Consider the following 16,759-nt stretch of genomic DNA (forward strand, 5'->3'; position numbering starts at 1 on the left):
ATGCCGATCGCCGCCTCGACGACCACGTCCGGTCGCCTGCTGTCGTTGCTGTCCATGCTCCAGGTCCGCCGCGACTGGCCGGGCGGTCTGCTGGCGGAGCGCCTGGGTGTGAGCGAACGCACGGTGCGCCGCGACGTCGATCGGCTGCGCGAGCTCGGCTACCTCGTCCACGCGGTCAAGGGCCCCGACGGCGGGTACCGGCTCGAAGCGGGCAGTCAAGTGCCGCCGCTGCTGTTCGACGAGGACCAGGCCGTCGCGCTCGCCGTGGCGCTGCGGATCGCCGTCGGCACCGGCGCGGGCATCGAGGAGGCCGCCGCGCGGGCGTTGGCCACCGTGCGTCAGGTCATGCCGTCCCGCCTGCGCCGGCGCATCGACGCGCTGGAGGTGGAACCGGCCGGGCGCGGCCCCCAGGTGGACACCGACCTCCTGCTCGCCCTGAGCACCGCCATCCGCGGCTGCGAGGAACTGCGGTTCGACTACGACGCCCCAGGCCGCCCGGACACCCCGGGGCCGCCACGCCGCGTGCAGCCGCACCACCTCGTGGTCCGGACGGGCCGCTGGTACCTGGTCGGATGGAGTCCGGAACGCGAGGACTGGCGGACCTACCGCGCCGACCGGATGACGCTGCGCACCCCCAACGGCCCGCGGTTCACGCCGCGCGAGGTGCCAGGAGGCGACGTCGCCACGTTCCTGTCCGCCCGATTCAAGGGCTCCGACACCGACGCCTGGCCCTGCCGCGGCGAGGTGATCCTCGACCTGCCGCTCGCCGACGTGGCCCCGTTCGCCGGCGGCGACACGGCGCAGGAGGCAGGCCCTGCCCGGACCAGGCTGCTGACCGGCGCGTGGTCGTGGGCCGCGCTCGCCGCGAAACTGGCCCGCTTCGACGCCGACGTCGAGGTGATCGGCCCGCCCGCCCTGCGCGACGCGTTCGCCGACCTGTCCCGCCGCGCCGCCAGGGCCTCGCTCACCCCTTGACGTCCACGGTGACCTCCGTCAACGGCGTGCTGGTGCAGGCGAGCACCCGCCCGGCGGCTTTCTGTTGCGCGGTGAGGCAGTTGGGCTCCTGCTGCGACACCTTCCCGCCCAGCAGCTTCACCACGCACTCGCCGCAACTGCCGACGGTGCAGGAGTACGGCATCGGCAGCCCGGCCGTGAGCCCCGCGTCGAGCAGGGTCTGACCGGGCTCGACCACCGCGGCACCAACGGGTCGCCCACCGTCCTCGACCCGCATCCGTTGCGGCATAGCGGAGACGACCGCCGCGGAAGGCCCGCCGGCGTAGCGCTCGACGAGGACGTGCTCGCCGGGCACGCCCAGTTCGTTCAGCGCCTGCCGGACGGTGTCCATCAACGGTTCCGGGCCGCAGACGTAGAACCTGGGGCCGGACAACGCAAGGGCGGTGACCCACTGCCGTACCCCGGCGACGTCCAGGCGTCCTTCCCGAGACGTCAGCACGTGCGTCACGGACAAGCGCCCGGGATGCTGCTCCCCCAGCCGAGCCAGCTCGGCGGCGAAGATGGTCTCCTCGACACCGCGATTGCTGTACAAGAGCGCGATTCGGCCCGTACCGGGTGCGCTGAGAAGTGTGCGGATCATGCTCATCATCGGCGTCACACCGCTGCCCGCCGCGATGAGCACCACGCCGCCATTGGATTCCCCTGGCAGGTGGAACGCGCCTGACGGCCCACGCACGAACAGCCGGTCGCCAACCGAGAGACCATGAACGTGGCCCGAGAACCGCCCGCTCTCCACCTGCTTGACCGTGACCTCCAACCGCGACGAGCCAGGCACCGACGACGCCGAGTAGGGCCTGCGCACCTGGCGACCGTCGACGTCGGCCACCAGCGTGAAGAACTGACCGGCCTTGAAGTCGAACGGCTTCCCGTCCTCCAGCACCACCGTGACCGCGCTGGGCGTCTCGCGGCGCACCTCGACGACCCGAACCTCCCGCAACGGGTCCACCGCGGCGGCACGGGGCCGGAGGCTCGCGATTTCGTAGCCCTCCTTGCGCAGACCCGAGCGGTAGGCGAGGTTCATGACCGCCCGCAGCCACTTCTCCGGGATCAGCCGCGTGATCCCGAGCAACCTGCTGCCGGTGTTCGCGGCCAGATGCCGGCTCGCCAGCGCCATCAGGTCCGGCACGTCGCGATCGAAGTCCGCGGTCCACATCCGTGCCCGCGCGACGGCCTCACTCACGACCAGCTCGGCGGCCTCGACGTCGACGAGCACCGCGGCGTGCGGCGGAGTTCCGTGCAGCGCCAACGGTTCCAGGTGCGCGGGATCGACGGTGATCATCCCCCTGCCGCGAACCTGGAGCACACCGGTCCGTCCAGGGACCAGCGCGGCGAACGAGAGCCGGTCGTCCTGCAGGAGGTTGTGCAACGAGTCGGCACGCTTGTTGCCCTTGCGGTCCGCCATCAGAAGCGTGCGGCCGTCCACGATCCGCACGACCGCACCCTGATCACCGCGCGGACTGGTGTCGCTTCCACCCGAGGAGTCCCATGTGGACAGAACGAGGAAAGGCGACGCCACCAGGAAGTCCGCGACACCGTTCTGCGCCAGCGGACCGTCACCGATCTCCGGCGCCGGCCCCGCCTGCGAGGGCGGCTGCCACAGCCCGGACCGCAGAACGGCCTGAGCGCAGTGCACGTACACCTCCTCGACGTCGAAGACCACCTCGCCGTCACGACGCGCGAACCCGTTGACCCGCAACGTCTCCCCCACGCCCGGCAGCAGGAAGACCAGCGAGGCCGGCCCACCGCCGACGGATCCGTTCACCGGAAAGGAGATCCGCGTCGGTGAGTGCACCCGCGCGAACCCAGACCGGCCGCCGACGAACGTCGTGGTGTGCCCGCCATCCGCGTCCCGATACCCGAACCCCGCGATCGGACTGCGGGAGAGCACCTCCACGCACCCCTCGTCGAGAGCCTTGAGCTGCTTCGCCACGACCATCGAGGCAGGCCGTCCGACCACCGACTCGACCTCGTCCACGGTCGTGAGCAGATGACCGTCTTCCAGCTTGTTTTCCCAGCTCATAGCACTATTATGAGCTTTTGCTCACGTCTTGGATACTCGCTTTCGCAGCCCCACCAGGAGGACGCCGTGCCGCCGGCCAACCGCGACATCGACCCACGTCGGAAGCCCAGGCAGGTCCGGGCGGAACTCACCCGGGACCGCATCCTCACCGCGGCTGCTCACGTTTTCGCCGAACACGGCTACGCCGCGGGCACCACCAACAAAATCGCCGAACGGGCGCGCGTCTCGATCGGTTCGCTGTACCAGTACTTCCCCAACAAGGACGCGATCCTCGCCGAACTGCTGGTGCGCCACGTGGACCGCGGCACGTGGACGGGAACCGAGCACCTGGACCTCGCACCGGGCACCCTGGAACCGCTCGTGCGAGCCCTGGTCCGCGACGCGATCGACAACCACCGCGACGACCCCCAGCTGCTCCGGATCATGGTCGAGGAAGGCCAGTTCTCGCAGGAGCTGCGCGACACGATCACCCGGCACGGCGCCCAGCGCGTGGCCCAGGTCCGCGACCTGTTCGCCCGCCACCCCGACGTCCGGGTGCACGACCTGGACACCGCGGTCGACCTCATCGTGTTCACCGTGGAGCTCAACACCCACCGGTTCGCGGCGACCCCGCGGACCACCCCGGTCGAGACGTTCGAGAACGAGCTCGTGCACATGGTCACCCGCTACCTGCGCGGCGACTGATCTGGAGCGGTGCCCACCGGAACAGCTGTCCTGATGGTCACCGCCGACTCGGTGGCCGCGGGCGTCACGGACACAGGTTCGCCGTACTCCCCACCGACGTCCTGCGCCACGCGGCCGACCTTCCGGACGAACTCATTCCCGCCGAAGCGTCCGAGCGGTCAGCGGCGGCACGGCGGCCGTCACCACTGGGACGGCGAGCAGGGCGCACAGCGCCATCGTGGCGAACAGCAACGGTGTGACGCTGGTCGTCGCGATGCCGAGCGGTTTGCCCAGGGCGCGCAACAGGATGACGGTGATGGCGAGGGTGGCCACGGTGATCAGCACACCACCGGTCGCGGTGGGCACCCACAGGCGGACGAGCGCGGTGGTGCGCAACGTGCCGGAGTCGAGGCCGACCACGCGCAGCCGGGACTGTTCTCTCCTGCGGCGCAGCAGGTCGTCGGTGGTGGTGATGGCGAGTGCGATGGCTCCGAGGCTCAGGGTGGTGATGGCCAGCGCGGTCGTGACGGGCCCGATGGTGGCGGTGTCGAGGGCTTCACGCACGATGAGAGGAGCGGCGGCGGTCGCGGCCGGGACGCGGGCGCCGAGCACCGCACGCACCCGGTCTGCCGCAGGAACACCACCGTCGATGAGGACAGTCGTGACCAGCGGGGGCACCTCGCCCGGCGCCAGCGCGGTCAGGGTCGCCACGTCCGTGAAGGTTCGGGTCGTGGTGTCCGAGCGCGGTGTCAACGCCAGATGAGACGAGTCTCCTGCTGTCGTTGAATAACGCCGACCGTCCACACACGACTCCGCGCCGGTGTAGAGGATGCGGAGCGAGTCGCAGTCGGCGACGAGGGTCGTGTCGTGGACGATTCCGGAGCGGGCGACACCGACCACACCGTCGACAGCCGCGAGTTCGCTGGTCACCGAGGACGTCAGGGGATGGTCTATCTCGATGGAGACGGCCTTGCCGACGAACGAGTTCGGCACACCGCCGTCCACAGCGGTGGCGGTGCTGATCACTGATCCCGCGCCGGCCGCGCACAACCCGGCCAGGACGCCCGCGAGCACCCGAGTGCTCGACAGGGGGTCGAAGCGCAGTGCCGCACCCCCCAGCCGCAGCGGGAACACGCGGGTCCGCGCCAGGAGTCCACCGAGCCACCGCACGAGCAGTGGAAAGCTGGTCAGCAGGCCGACGAGGGTCAGCACACTCCCCACTGCGGCGGGAAGCAGGAACCATGCGGCGTTCTCGCCCAGATTGGGATCGACAGGTCCGACCACGACCGCGCCTCCCAACGCGAGCACTCCGAGCACCAGCGGCACCACCCGTGCGGCGGACGGCTTGCGCGGACTGCGCCGGGCGGGCCTGAACGGGTCCCGGACGACAGGGCCGATGGCCAGCGCGGACACCAGCACGGCGTAGAGCGGGACACCTACCGCGATCACCACGCCCAGACCGACGCCGATGGCGAGATCGCCGGAGTAGGCGCCGATCGGCCCGATCCACCAGGTCTCGCGAAGACCGCGCACGAGGGCGAAAACGACGAGCCCGAGCAGTGCCCCCGCTCCCGCTGCCACCACCGTCTCCACGGAGTTGATCAACTGGCAGCGCCGCACGCTGAACCCGATCACCCGGAGCGAGGCCAGCTTGCGGTCCCGGGTCGCCGCCGAGAGCCGGGTGGCGGTCGCGATGACCACGGCGAGCGGCAGCAGCACGTAGAGCAATGCCAGCAAGGTGAGAATCCGCGAGGGTGTCAGCAGGTCCGACCAGTCCTTGTCCACGTTGAGCCGGATCGAGGAGCCGTTGGACGCCAGTTTTCCGAAGCCTGCGACCGGTGCGAACGATTTCTCGTCACCGGGGAAGGGCTCGACCACGGTGTACACGAACAGCTCGCCGGGGCCGGTCACGCCCTCCTGCCCGATGACCGCGGCGATCGGCTGTGGGTACTCGGCACGCAACGCCTGGTCGTCCAACGCTTTCGCCATCGCGGGCGAAACCACGATGGCACCCGCCGACGGCCACGCGGCGACACCCGGCGGAACCGGCGCCCCCTCCTTCGCGATCACCGCCACGGTCACCACCTCCTCGCCGCGGTACGAGGACACCCGCTCGCTCATGAGCAGGGCGGTCGCTTCCCCGCCGAGTGCCGCGGTCGGTGTGCGGGCCTCCTCGCGCTGTTCCGTGGCGGTGATGGCGGACTGGGCCGCCAACGCCGACGTGAGCAACAACGCGGCGACCAGGCCGGCCAGCGCGCCCAGCGCCAGCCGCAGCCAGGACCGGCTGCCCGAGGCCACCGCCATCCGCCATCCCAGCATCAGATCGCGCATCAGGCCACGACCCTGCCGTCGAGCATGCGAATCTCGCGATGCGCGCTGCTCGCCAGTGCGCGTTCATGGGTGGCGAGCAGCACCGTGGCTCCGCGGTCGGTCGCGGCGCGCAGGAACAGGTCGAGCACCTTCGCTCCCGAACTCTGGTCGAGCGAACCGGTGGGCTCATCGGCCAGCACCAGCGGCGGGTTGTGCACCAGCGCGCGAGCGATCGCGGCACGCTGCGCCTGGCCGCCCGAAACCTGGTCGGGAAAGCGGTCGGCGAGGTCGCCCACGCCCAGTTCCGCCAGGGTGTCCCTGGCCAGCGCGGCCGCTCCCTTGGCGCGCACGCCGTGCAGAGGCAGGGCCACGTTGTCCAGCAAGGTCAGTTCGGGCACCAGGTCGCCGAGCTGGAACACGAATCCGCAGTTGACCAGCCGCCACCGGGTGCGCACGCGGTCGTTCGCCGCAGTGAGGTCCACCCCGCCCACCTGAACTCGGCCTTCGTCCGGCTGCAGGAGCCCCGCCACGATGTGCAGCAGCGTGGACTTCCCACATCCCGAAGGCCCGGTCAACGCCACCACCGAGCCGGCGTCGACCCTCAGACCGACCTCGTCCAAGGCACAGGTGGAGCCGTAATTGAGGCCCACCCCGACCAATTCGATCAATTTCATCCCCCAGCCCGACGGGTGGGAGGCGCACCTGGCACCCCCCACCCGTGTCACCATCCGTGACCAAACCCTAGCGGAGAGCCATCATCAGCAGATGAACTGCAGGCTTTCCGCCTCGTTGTCGAAACCGACGCTCGACAGGTTCCCGTTCGAGGTCTGCTTGTTGAGGTCGTAGAAACGACCCGTCCAGGCGTCGTTGGCGAACAGCCGGAGCTTGCAGGTCGAGTCGTTGTTGACAGACGAGATCTCGTTGTCACCATTCCAGCCGTCGATCTCGCACTTGTCCTCGCTGCACTCGCCCTGGCCGACGTCGATGTAGCGGTCGCCCGAGAAGTTGTTGTCCTCCCAGCCGAAGGCCCTGCCGGCGAACTTGCTGACGTCACCGGTCACCTTGGCCGGCATTTCCTTGCCACCCACGTTGAAGCTGATGACCGTGCCCTCGTCGGCCGCGGGAGCATCAGCGGGGCTCGCCGACGCGCTGCCCACGAGTCCCAGCACCGCGCCGATCGACACCGTCGCGACGACCGCCATCCGACGTGCCCAACCGGCTTCGCTCATGGTTTTGTTCATTGCAAATCCCCCAAGTAAAAAGACAGGAAAGGCGATATTCACCACCACCGCTCAAGTGGTGGTGAAATCACCCTAACGTGACTCCGCGGGTTCGCTCAAATGATTCTGCCGCGCCAACTCGAACAATGCCGAGCCGCACTCGAACGGCGCAGTGCGGAACCCGGTCACTCGACCTCCAGAGAATCCGCGATGTGCGCCCACGTGGTGGCGTTCGCCCGAGCCAACGACGCGATGACCGACGAGCAATGCGTTGGAATCCTGGACAGCAGTTGCTCACAGCCGGCGGCATCGACGGTGTGCGTGTCGAGCCAGCGCAGCAATGCCCGCCCGCTCTCACTGAGCCTCAACGAGGGGTCATTGCGCAGGCCGCGCAACGTGTCGGCGGGATCCGACTGCGATCCGCGCGGCTTTCTCACCCGTTTCGCGCTTTTCGCGCCACGCAGCCTCGTTGGAACCGGATCCTGCCCGGCGTTGAGCCGCTCTCGCACGTCCAGCACCGTTGACGGTGCCACTCCCGCGGCGCGAGCGATCTCCCTCAACGACAGACCGGGGTTCTCCTGGATGAGCAGGCCGGCGAGTCGCCTGCCCTCCGCCGAACTCAGCGGCCGGGCCCGCCCGTCCTTGCCGATTCTGGTGTTCGACTCCGGATTCTCCGGCCTCGAACGGCACCGGATCGAGGCCACCGTCTTGTCCGACAAACCGGCGATCGAGGCGATCGCCCCGTCGGACCAGCACGGATGCGAGCTGACGATACGAGTGGCCGCCGCGGTGCGTTCCGCCAGCGTCAACGGCAGGCCGTGTGCGATGTTGGCTTCGACAGCGAGCACGAACAGATCCCTGCCGTCCCCGTCGTAGAGCCTCGCCTCGATCTCCCGCCGGCCCCGCAGCACAGCGGCACGAATTCGGTGCATTCCGTCGATGACTTGTCGCGTCACCGCGTGCACGAGGATCGGCGGCAGCTCCACCCCAGACTCCGCCAACGCGCGGGCGTGCTGTTCGTCGATGCCCGCGAGTCGAGGTGAGTCCGGAGGCTTCAGAGAGTCGATCGACACGACGGCGACAGGGCACCGCTCGACACGTCTCGACACGGCTGACTCAGGTATCCGATCGCCTGCGAACTTGTCGACACTCTCGACGCGACTCAACGTTCCCCCCAACGGAACTCTTTACCGCACATGCGCATATCTGCTCTTGTCGTCAACTTGCTAAGGACGCGTCTTCCCGGATGAGCAACCCGTGGAATCGACAGGTTCGTCCCGCGCTTATCAGCCCCCACAGCGGTTCGAGGCTATCGATCAAGGCGGTCGTGGAGCAAGAGATCCATCGCATACATCCGATCGGACCAGCGCTTCGCCGAAACCTCGAGGTGGCTTGGGGCACACAAAAGCCTGCGGCGTTCAACTGCGTCCGTCATCAATTCGACCCGATGTTCTTCTGCTCCGGCCTGTTCTTCCAGGTCGGTCGCAAGCGGAACCGGCCGGGTAAAGGAGTCTCAGTCCGTGCGGGTGTGCGAAGGCTGGGCAAGAACAGTCGGATCCACTTCGAGAGCGATCGCGACGACGCCGTCGAGATCCATGGCGCGCCCTGCCTCGACCGCGTCCGCCAGCTCGGTGTCGGTGAGCACGGCGCGGATGCGAAGCAGCATCTTGTCGCGGACGGCCAGCTGGCGCCTGGTCATCGGCGTGCTCTCCTGGTCTCGGATCACTTCGACGGCGCCGAGCATGCGAGCGGCCAGGGCGGGTTCCGCGGTGCTGAGGAGATCGATCAGGGAGCTGAGCGTGTAGAGGACCGCGAACCGGTCACCGAACCCGTGGTGCTGGCGGATGGCGTTGGTGTACAAGCGATACGCCTCGACCGGATCGCCTTCCAGCCGCGTGAGCCGGCCGAGGATGTGGACGGCGTACGCCTCGCCGCCGATGTCGCCGATCCGCCGGCCGATCTCGACGGCCTCGGTGAGCAGCGGGCGGGCGGTGGCGGCATCGCCGAGGTCCACGCAGACATCGCCGAGACCGGCCAGGGTCAGCAGGAGCGAGCGGAGGTTGCCGAGTACGCGAACCAGCTCGACGTCGCGCAGCAGGAGCTCGCGGGCGGTGTGCAGGTCACCCTCGAAGAGCGCGATCATGGACAGGTTGCCGCTCGCGGCGGCCAGGATGCTGTCGCGCCTCCCGCGTGCCTCCTGGATCTCGACGCACTCGCCGAAGCAGGCACGGGCCCGGTCCATGTCACCGCTCTGCCTGGCGACGAGGCCGACGATGTTGAGCGCCTTCGCCACGAGGTCGAGGTCGCCGAGGTCGCGGCCGAGCCGCAAGCTCTTCTCTCCCAACGACAACGCGGTCTCCTGGTCGTCCTGCTTGATGGCGAGGAACGCCGCTGACTCCATCACCCACCCGCGGACGCGGTCTGGCAGCAACGGGTCCACCGCGAGCACCTGGCGGTGCCATTCCCGGCCCTCGCGGATGTGCCAGCCCTTCTGCCAGTACCGGTTGGCGCCGAGGACGATCCGGGCGGCGGTGAGTGTGTCCCGCTCCGACATCGCCCAGGTGTACGCCGCCCGCAGGTTGAGGTACTCGCGGCTGACCCGCGCGTACCACGTCGCCCCGTCCGGGCCGGCCAGTCCGTGGTCGGCGCGTTCGGCGAACGAGGCGAAGTAGGCGGCGTGACGCTGGGCCGGTCCCTCGTCGGTCGCCGTGGCCGCCAGCCGTTCGCCCGCGTAGGCCCGGATGGTTTCCAGCATGGTGTACCGGATGCCGTCCGCGGTGTGCCGCGCGCCGAGGAGGTTCCGGTCGACCAGACCGGCCAGCCGGCTGGGGAGCGTGTCGACGGTCTTGCCGGGAGGCGGACAGACCGCGGCGACGGCGTCGGCCGAGCAGCCACCCGCGAAGACGGCCAGGCGGGTCAGCAGTTCCTGGTCGCCCGCGTCGAGCAGGGCGAAGCTCCAGTCGATGGTGGCCCGCAGCGTCCGCTGCCTGGCCGGTAGGTCCTGCGGCCCGATCGCCGGGAGTTCCGACCGTTCGTTCAACTGGGCCAGGATCTGGGTCGGCGAGAGAACGTCGCAGTTCGCCGCGGTGAGCTCGATGGCCAGCGGGAGGCCGTCCAGTCTGCAGCACACCTCGGCGGCGGCGCGCAGGTCGTCCGGAGTGAAGGTCAGCCCGTAGACGGCTTCGGTGGCTCGCGACACGAACAGCGCCAATGCCGGAGAGGCGGCCAGTGCCGCGTCCGTCTCCTCCGGCAGGGTCGGTAATCGGTCCAGTTCGGGTACCGGCAGCGGCGGCACCGGGTAGACCTGCTCGCCGGTGAGCCGCAGCCGTTGCCGGCTGGTGGCCAGCACCCGCACACCGGGCGCGGCGGCCAGCAGCGCGGCGACGAACGGGCCGGCGCTCAGCACGTGCTCGAAGTTGTCCAGCACCAGCAACAGCTCGAGCCCGCTCAGCGCCCGGATCACCGTGTCGGCCAACGGCTCGTCCGTGCCCTCCGGCACCTCCAGCGCCGCGGCCGCCGTGGAGACCACCACCTCGGCCGTCGTGGCCTCGGCGAGGGGCAGGAACACGGCCCCGTCGGCGAACTCGTCGGCCACGGCCCCCGCCACGGCCAGTGACAGCCGGGTCTTGCCGATGCCGCCGGCGCCGGTCAGCGTGATCAGCCGCCGATCAGCCAGCAGGTCGGCCACCCGCGCGATGTCGCGCGCCCGGCCGACCAGGCTGCTCACCGCCGCCGGCAGCCGCCGCCGGGCGTTGTCGGCGCGGACCAGGGCTTCTCCGGACACTCCCCAGTCACCGTTGCCGCCCTGTTCCAGGTGCCCGCCGTCGGCGAGCTGGGTCAGTCCGCGTTCGGCCCGGGCGATGAAACCGCTGCTGCGCCGGGCCAGCCACTGCACCAGCTCCCGCGTGGGTTCGCCGTGCAACGTCGTGCGCAGCCAGACGTGCAGCGCCGAATCGGACAACGGCCCCAGCACCACGGTGTCCAGCAGCGGCAACGACGGGACCGGCCCGACCGGATCGTGCACGGCCTGCACCAGGCCCACCACACCCGCGCCGCCTGGGCCGGCGAGCCTCCGCACCCGTCTGCTGATCTCCGCGAGGTCGGCATCGGTGTCGGCGATCACCAACACCCGCTCGGCCGGATCCGCACCGCCGTCCACCGCGTCGTCGCCCATGTGCAGCACCACGAACCCGCGCATGCCGGCCAGCTTGCCCACCTCGGCCAGGAACCTGCTGTGCCCGGCGCCCCGCTCCCCGGCCACCCGCAGCGCGCCACGCCCGCGAGCGTCCAGCCGGACGAGGAAGTCCCTGGCCGCCGCGAACGCCGCGTCCCGCTCCAGCAACCGGTCCGAACGCCGGCGGCCGCCCGCCTGCAGGTCGTCACCGACAGCGCGTCCCCGGCCCCGGCGCTTGGCCAGGTAGTTGCGGCGGTCGGCGAGCTCGATCAGCGCGTGGCGGTCCGCCGCGTCATCCGGATAGGTCGCCAGGCCAAGGCTGATCGACACCGACAGCGGCGGATCTCCCGGGAACGGCTCGGCGCCGATGGCGTCCACCAGCCGTGACGCGACCTGCGCCGCCTCCACCGCCGTCGTCTCCGGCAGCACCAGCACGAACTCGTCACCGCCGTAGCGCACCAGCACATCGGCGTCGCGGACCACTGCCTTCGCCCGCTCGACGATCAGCCGCAGCACCGTGTCGCCACGGGCATGGCCGTACGCGTCGTTGACGGTCTTGAAGTGGTCGACGTCGAACACGAACGCCGAGCAGCAGCCGCCGGTGCGCCGGGCCCGGACGATCGCCCCGTCCAGGCAGCCGTCCAGGCCCCCGCGCGCGAGCGCACCGGTAACCGCGTCGGTGAACAGCGTGCGAAGCACACCGCGGTCGGTACCGGGAGGGTTGGTCACGGCGCTCCGTTAGAGTTGGACGACCATTCTCCGATGATGGTTGCCGATGCTGTCCTCGTGAGATGGCATCGTGTTTTCGGCAAGTACCGTAACCGAAGCAACCAACGGACGGTACAGTCCGCGCTCCGCGGGTGGAACAGCGGCCGCCCGTGCCCCCGACGACACGAGCGACCCTGCCCCTCAGGGCCCGTTCAAGCGCACGCTTCAGGCGGGGACCGCGCCCACCAGCCGTTCGGTCATGATCCGCAGCAACACGTCCTGGTGGCGGGTCAGGAAGAAGTGCCCGCCGGGCAGCGGAACCAGCTCGAACCCGCCGGTGGTGTGCTCGGCCCACGCCCGCACGTCCGGCAGCGGAGCCACCGGGTCCTCGGTGCCGGTGAACGCCACCACCGGCGTCGACAGCAGCGCGCCTGGGGTGTGCCGGTACGTCTCCACCGCGCGGTAGTCGTTGCGCAGCACGGGAAGGATCATGCGCACCACCTCCTCGTCACCGAGCAGGTCCGCCTCCGTGCCGCTCAACCGGCGGATCTCGGCGATCACGCCCTCGTCGGAACGGGTGTGCACGCGGTCGTCGCGGTAGCGGTCGGGCGCGCGGCGGCCCGAGACGAACAGGGCCGCCGGTCCGGTGCCCTCCGCCTCCAGCCGCCGCGTCACCTCGTAGGCCACCATCGCGCCCATGCTGTGCCCGAACAGCGCCAGCGGCAGGTCGGACTCGTCGCGCAGCAGCGCGGTGATCCGGTCGGCGAGGGCGCCGATCGTCGGGATCAGCGGCTCCTGGCGGCGGTCCTGCCGTCCCGGGTACTGAACGGCCAGCACCTCCACGTCCGGGGCCAGTGCCCTGGACACCGGGAAGAAGAACGACGCCGACCCTCCCGCGTGCGGCAGGCACACGAGGCGTGCTTTCGGCGCGGCGGTGGGGTGGAACCGGCGGAACCAGGCGTTTCGGTCCTCCATCACCACGTCACCGGGAGCTCGGCCACGCGGTACACGCCCAGGCCGCCGGGCGGCACGTCCTCCGCCGGCACGGCCAGGCGCAGGCCCGGCAGGCGCGCGAACAGCGTCGAGAACACGACCTCCAGCGCGGCCGTGGCGAAGTTCATCGCGACGCACTGGTGCGGGCCGTGGCCGAACGTGAGGTGCGTCTTGTCGTCGCGGCGCAGGTCGAGCTCGTCCGGCTCGGGGAACGCCTCGGGGTCGCGGTTGACCGCCGGAGTCGCCAGGATGACGCCTTCGCCCGCGCGGATCGTCTGCCCGCCGACCTCGATGTCCTCGGTCGCGAGCCGCGAGATGATGTCGCCCGCGGAGATGTAGCGCAGCAGCTCCTCGACGGCGCGCGGCGCGGCGCCGGCCGGGTCCTCGCGCAGAATGTCGGCCTGTGCCGGGTTGTTCAGCACCGCGAAGGCGCCGAGCGAGATCATCGTCATCGTCGACTCGTTGCCCGACACCGTCACCAGCATCGCCGAGTTGAGCAGCTGCTGGAAGCCGATCTCGCCCGGCCGTTCGTCGAAGCTCGTGACCATGTGCGTGGCGAGGTCCTCGCCCGGCTCGGAGCGCTTGCTGTCGAACAGCTTGATGTAGAAGTCGCTGAGGGTGTAGATCGCCGGGATCATCATGTCCGGCCGCGTCGCCAGGTACTGGACGTGCTCGGTGTAGACGCCGCGGTCCTCCTCGGGCACGCCGAACAGTTCCGCCATCATCAACGACGGGAACGGCACGGCGAACTGCGACACCAGGTCCGCGGTGTCGCCGGCGGCCAGCATGTCGTCGATCAACCTGTCGACGATCCGCTGGATCTTCGGCCGCATCATCTTGGCCTGCCGCAGGGTGAAGCTGGGGATCACCAGGCGGCGCTGGGCGTTGTGCTCCGGGTCGTCGAGCTGGGCGAACGTCAGCGCGTCACCCTCGGGGACCGGCTGCGGCATCCCCGTGCCGGGCATGATCTTGGCGTTGTTCGGGAAGTCCGGGTGCGAGCGGGCCGCCGACAGCCGCGGGTCGGCCAGCAGCGCGCGGGCCTCCGCGTAGCCGGTGACGACCCACGCCGTCTTCTCGTCGACCAGCTTCACCTTCGACAGCGGCGCTGTCCGGTGCAGCTCCGCGTATCCGGCGGGCGGCTGGTACGGGCACTTGCCGCGCGGAAGCGGGAACGCCGGCAGTTCGGTCGTGGTGTCGAGGGTCTCGGTCATGCCGGATCTCTCCGATCGGTTGTGGTGGTGCTGACGACCAGCGGGACCCGCTTCGGTGCGAACAGCAGATGGGATTCCCGGTACTCGACGGCCTCGTCGACCGTCCACACAGGAATTCGGTCGAACAGCACGTCCAGCGCGCCGGCCACCTCCACGCGCGCGAGCATCGCGCCGAGGCAGAAGTGGATGCCGTGGCCGAACGTCAGGTGGCGGTTCGGGCCGCGGCGGATGTCGAACCGCTCCGGCTCGGCGAACACGGCGTCGTCGTAGTTCGCCGAGAGCATCCACGGCACGACGACCGCGCCCGCCGGGATCGGGTGCCCGGCGACCTCGGTGTCGACCGTGGTGTAACGCTGCAACCGCGTCGAGGGCGGACGGCAGCGCAGCACCTCCTCGACCGCGCCCGGCAACAACGAGCGGTCCGCCCGCAGTGCGGCCTGCGCCTCAGGATGCTCGGCCAGCAGCACGAGGGCGTGGCCGAGCACCGCGGCGGTGGTGAGGTGGCCCGCCTGAAGGATCTGCACGGCCAGGCTTGCGACCTCGGGATCGGTCAGGCGCTGGCCGTCCAGCTCCGCGCCCACCAGGTCGCCGATGAGGCCCGGCGCCGGTTCGGCACGCCGCCGCGCGCACAGCTGAAGCAGGTAGCCCATCAGTTCGAGGAACGGGCCGCCCAGCGCGTTGTCCGCGGCCGCGCGCACGGCCGCCTCGTCGGTCAGGTTCGGCGGCTCGATCTCCATGATCTGCTCGACCAGCGTGCGGAACGCGCCCGCGTCGGCGGCCGGGATCCCGAACAGCTCGGCGATCATGACGGCGGGCAGCTCGACGGTGAAGTGCTCGACGGCGTCGAACCCGCCCTCGGGCGCCCGATCCAGCAGCCCGCCGGCGATCTCGGCGACGCGCGGACCGAGGTCGCGCATCTTGCGAGGCGTGAACGCCTGCGCCGCGAGCCGCCGCAGCTTGCCGTGCTGCGGCGGATCGGTGACGAGCATCATCCCCTGGGTCATGTTCGGCACGTCCGCCGGCAGCACGTGAGCCGGGTTGCTGGAGAACGTCGCCGGATCCTTGGTGACCCGCTCGACGTCGGCGAACGAGAAGACGTGGTGGTTGCCGAACCCGTCGACGTGCACCTCGCCCTTCTCCCGCATCCGCCGCAGCCACGCGAGCTGGTCCGCGAGACCGAACCGAGCCGACGGGATGTCCTCAGTGGACAGAGAGCTGGTCACGCCCGCTTCACCCGGACGCGGACGGACTTCGGCGTGAACAGCTCGCTCTCGTAGAACTCGACCGGTTCGTTGGCGACGACCTCGATCGAGCTGAAGCGGCGCAGCAGTGCCGCCAGGCCGAGCCTCGCCTCGGTCTTGGCCAGCGCCGCGCCGAAGCAGTAGTGGATGCCGTGGCCGAAGGTGAGGTTGCGGGAGGCACCGCGGTCGATGTCGAACGTGTCCGGGTCGGTGAACTCGGCCTCGTCGTGGTTGGCCGAGAGCAGCGACAGGAAGACCATGCTCTTCGCCGGGATCCGCACGCCACCCAGTTCGGTGTCGGTGGTGGTGAAGCGCTGCAGCCGCGGCACGGGCGGGGTGAACCGCAGGACCTCGTCGACGGCGGCCGGGATCAGCGCGGGGTCGGCGCGCAGCCTGGCCTCGATCGCGGGGTTCTCCGCGAGCTTCAGCACGGAGTTGGCCAGCACCGAGGCCGAGGTGATGTGCCCTGCCTGCAACAGCTGGATGGCGAGGTTGACGGCCTCGTGGTCGGCGAGGCGCTCACCGTCCACTTCGGCCTGGAGCAGGTCGCTGATGAACCCGTCGCGCGGGTTCGCGCGCAGCTCGGCGCAGAGCCCGGCCATGTACTGCTGCATCTGGACGAGCGGGCCGAACAGCGCCGCCTGCAACGCCGCGTCCATCTCGGCCGCGTCGTTCGGGTTCGGCACGGTGACCTGGAGCAGCTGCTCGGTCCAGCCGAGGAACTGCGGCAGGTCGGCCCTCGGGATGCCGAGCAGCTCCGACACCACGACCAGCGGAAGGTACTGCGAGAACGACGTGACGAAGTCGAACTCGTCTTCCGTTGCCGCGTTGAGCAGTTCCTCGGCGATCGCCTCGATGCGCTCGTTGAGGTCCTTGACGCGCTTGGGGGTGAACGCCGCGCTCGCGATCCGGCGGACCTTGGTGTGCGCGGGCGGGTCCATCACCGCGAGCATCCCCGCGGACAGTTCCGCGGCGGCCTGCGGCATCACGTGCGACGGGTCGCTGGAGAACGTGCCGGGGTCGCCCAGTGCCTTCTGCACCTCGGCGTGGGTGAAGACGTGGTGCATGCCGAACGGGTCGCGCAGCACCGGGTTGGCGGCACGCATCCGGCCCAGCCACGGCAACGTGTCCGACAGTCCGAAGCGGACGGACGGGGGCAGCAGCGCCGGGTCGAACGCCGGCATGACGAACTCGGTCATTTCAGT

12 protein-coding genes are annotated in these 16,759 nt (G+C 70.2%); 2 read left to right on the forward strand and 10 right to left on the reverse strand.

Annotated features, from left to right (window positions below; translation table 11 throughout):
* Positions 1 to 975, forward strand: coding sequence for a helix-turn-helix transcriptional regulator (locus BM417_RS04690; protein WP_093588438.1), 975 nt, complete (start codon positions 1 to 3; stop codon positions 973 to 975).
* Here BM417_RS04690 and BM417_RS04695 read toward each other — a convergent pair.
* Positions 965 to 3,034: a 2Fe-2S iron-sulfur cluster-binding protein gene (locus tag BM417_RS04695; RefSeq protein WP_093588439.1), complete on the reverse strand. Its 2,070-nt coding sequence runs from the start codon at positions 3,032 to 3,034 to the stop codon at positions 965 to 967. The genes BM417_RS04690 and BM417_RS04695 overlap by 11 nt on opposite strands.
* Before the next feature lie 66 nt (positions 3,035 to 3,100).
* On the opposite strand from BM417_RS04695, the gene BM417_RS04700 reads away from it, so the two are divergent.
* Positions 3,101 to 3,718 carry a TetR/AcrR family transcriptional regulator gene (locus BM417_RS04700; protein ID WP_093588440.1) on the forward strand — a complete coding sequence of 206 codons (618 nt, stop codon included), beginning with the start codon at positions 3,101 to 3,103 and terminating at the stop codon, positions 3,716 to 3,718.
* A 132-nt stretch (positions 3,719 to 3,850) separates the two neighbouring features.
* Here BM417_RS04700 and BM417_RS04705 read toward each other — a convergent pair whose 3' ends face one another.
* The 9 genes from BM417_RS04705 to BM417_RS04745 all read right to left on the reverse strand — a co-directional run bounded on the left by BM417_RS04705 (position 3,851) and on the right by BM417_RS04745 (position 16,753).
* Positions 3,851 to 6,028: an FtsX-like permease family protein gene (locus BM417_RS04705; RefSeq protein ID WP_093588441.1), complete on the reverse strand. Its 2,178-nt coding sequence runs from the start codon at positions 6,026 to 6,028 to the stop codon at positions 3,851 to 3,853.
* On the reverse strand, positions 6,028 to 6,681 hold the full coding sequence (locus BM417_RS04710) for an ABC transporter ATP-binding protein (RefSeq protein WP_093588442.1): 654 nt from the start codon (positions 6,679 to 6,681) through the stop codon (positions 6,028 to 6,030). The genes BM417_RS04705 and BM417_RS04710 overlap by 1 nt, the downstream gene beginning before the upstream one ends.
* Positions 6,682 to 6,765: 84 nt before the next feature.
* Positions 6,766 to 7,296 carry a hypothetical protein gene (locus BM417_RS04715; RefSeq protein ID WP_143138503.1) on the reverse strand — a complete coding sequence of 177 codons (531 nt, stop codon included), beginning with the start codon at positions 7,294 to 7,296 and terminating at the stop codon, positions 6,766 to 6,768.
* A 116-nt stretch (positions 7,297 to 7,412) separates the two neighbouring features.
* Positions 7,413 to 8,300: a ParB/RepB/Spo0J family partition protein gene (locus BM417_RS04720; protein WP_093588444.1), complete on the reverse strand. Its 888-nt coding sequence runs from the start codon at positions 8,298 to 8,300 to the stop codon at positions 7,413 to 7,415.
* Positions 8,301 to 8,740: 440 nt separating this feature from the next.
* Positions 8,741 to 12,130, reverse strand: coding sequence for a diguanylate cyclase (locus tag BM417_RS04725; RefSeq protein WP_093588445.1), 3,390 nt, complete (start codon positions 12,128 to 12,130; stop codon positions 8,741 to 8,743).
* 204 nt (positions 12,131 to 12,334) lie between these two features.
* Positions 12,335 to 13,084 carry a thioesterase II family protein gene (locus BM417_RS04730; protein WP_093588446.1) on the reverse strand — a complete coding sequence of 250 codons (750 nt, stop codon included), beginning with the start codon at positions 13,082 to 13,084 and terminating at the stop codon, positions 12,335 to 12,337.
* Positions 13,084 to 14,313: a cytochrome P450 gene (locus tag BM417_RS04735; protein ID WP_218164319.1), complete on the reverse strand. Its 1,230-nt coding sequence runs from the start codon at positions 14,311 to 14,313 to the stop codon at positions 13,084 to 13,086. The genes BM417_RS04730 and BM417_RS04735 overlap by 1 nt, the downstream gene beginning before the upstream one ends.
* Complete coding sequence (locus BM417_RS04740; RefSeq protein ID WP_093588447.1) at positions 14,310 to 15,536, reverse strand: cytochrome P450; 1,227 nt, start codon at positions 15,534 to 15,536, stop codon at positions 14,310 to 14,312. The genes BM417_RS04735 and BM417_RS04740 overlap by 4 nt, the downstream gene beginning before the upstream one ends.
* On the reverse strand, positions 15,533 to 16,753 hold the full coding sequence (locus tag BM417_RS04745; protein WP_177320275.1) for a cytochrome P450: 1,221 nt from the start codon (positions 16,751 to 16,753) through the stop codon (positions 15,533 to 15,535). The genes BM417_RS04740 and BM417_RS04745 overlap by 4 nt, the downstream gene beginning before the upstream one ends.
* Positions 16,754 to 16,759 lie beyond the last annotated feature (6 nt).

This window comes from Lentzea waywayandensis (assembly GCF_900115955.1).
Lineage (GTDB): Bacteria > Actinomycetota > Actinomycetes > Mycobacteriales > Pseudonocardiaceae > Lentzea > Lentzea waywayandensis.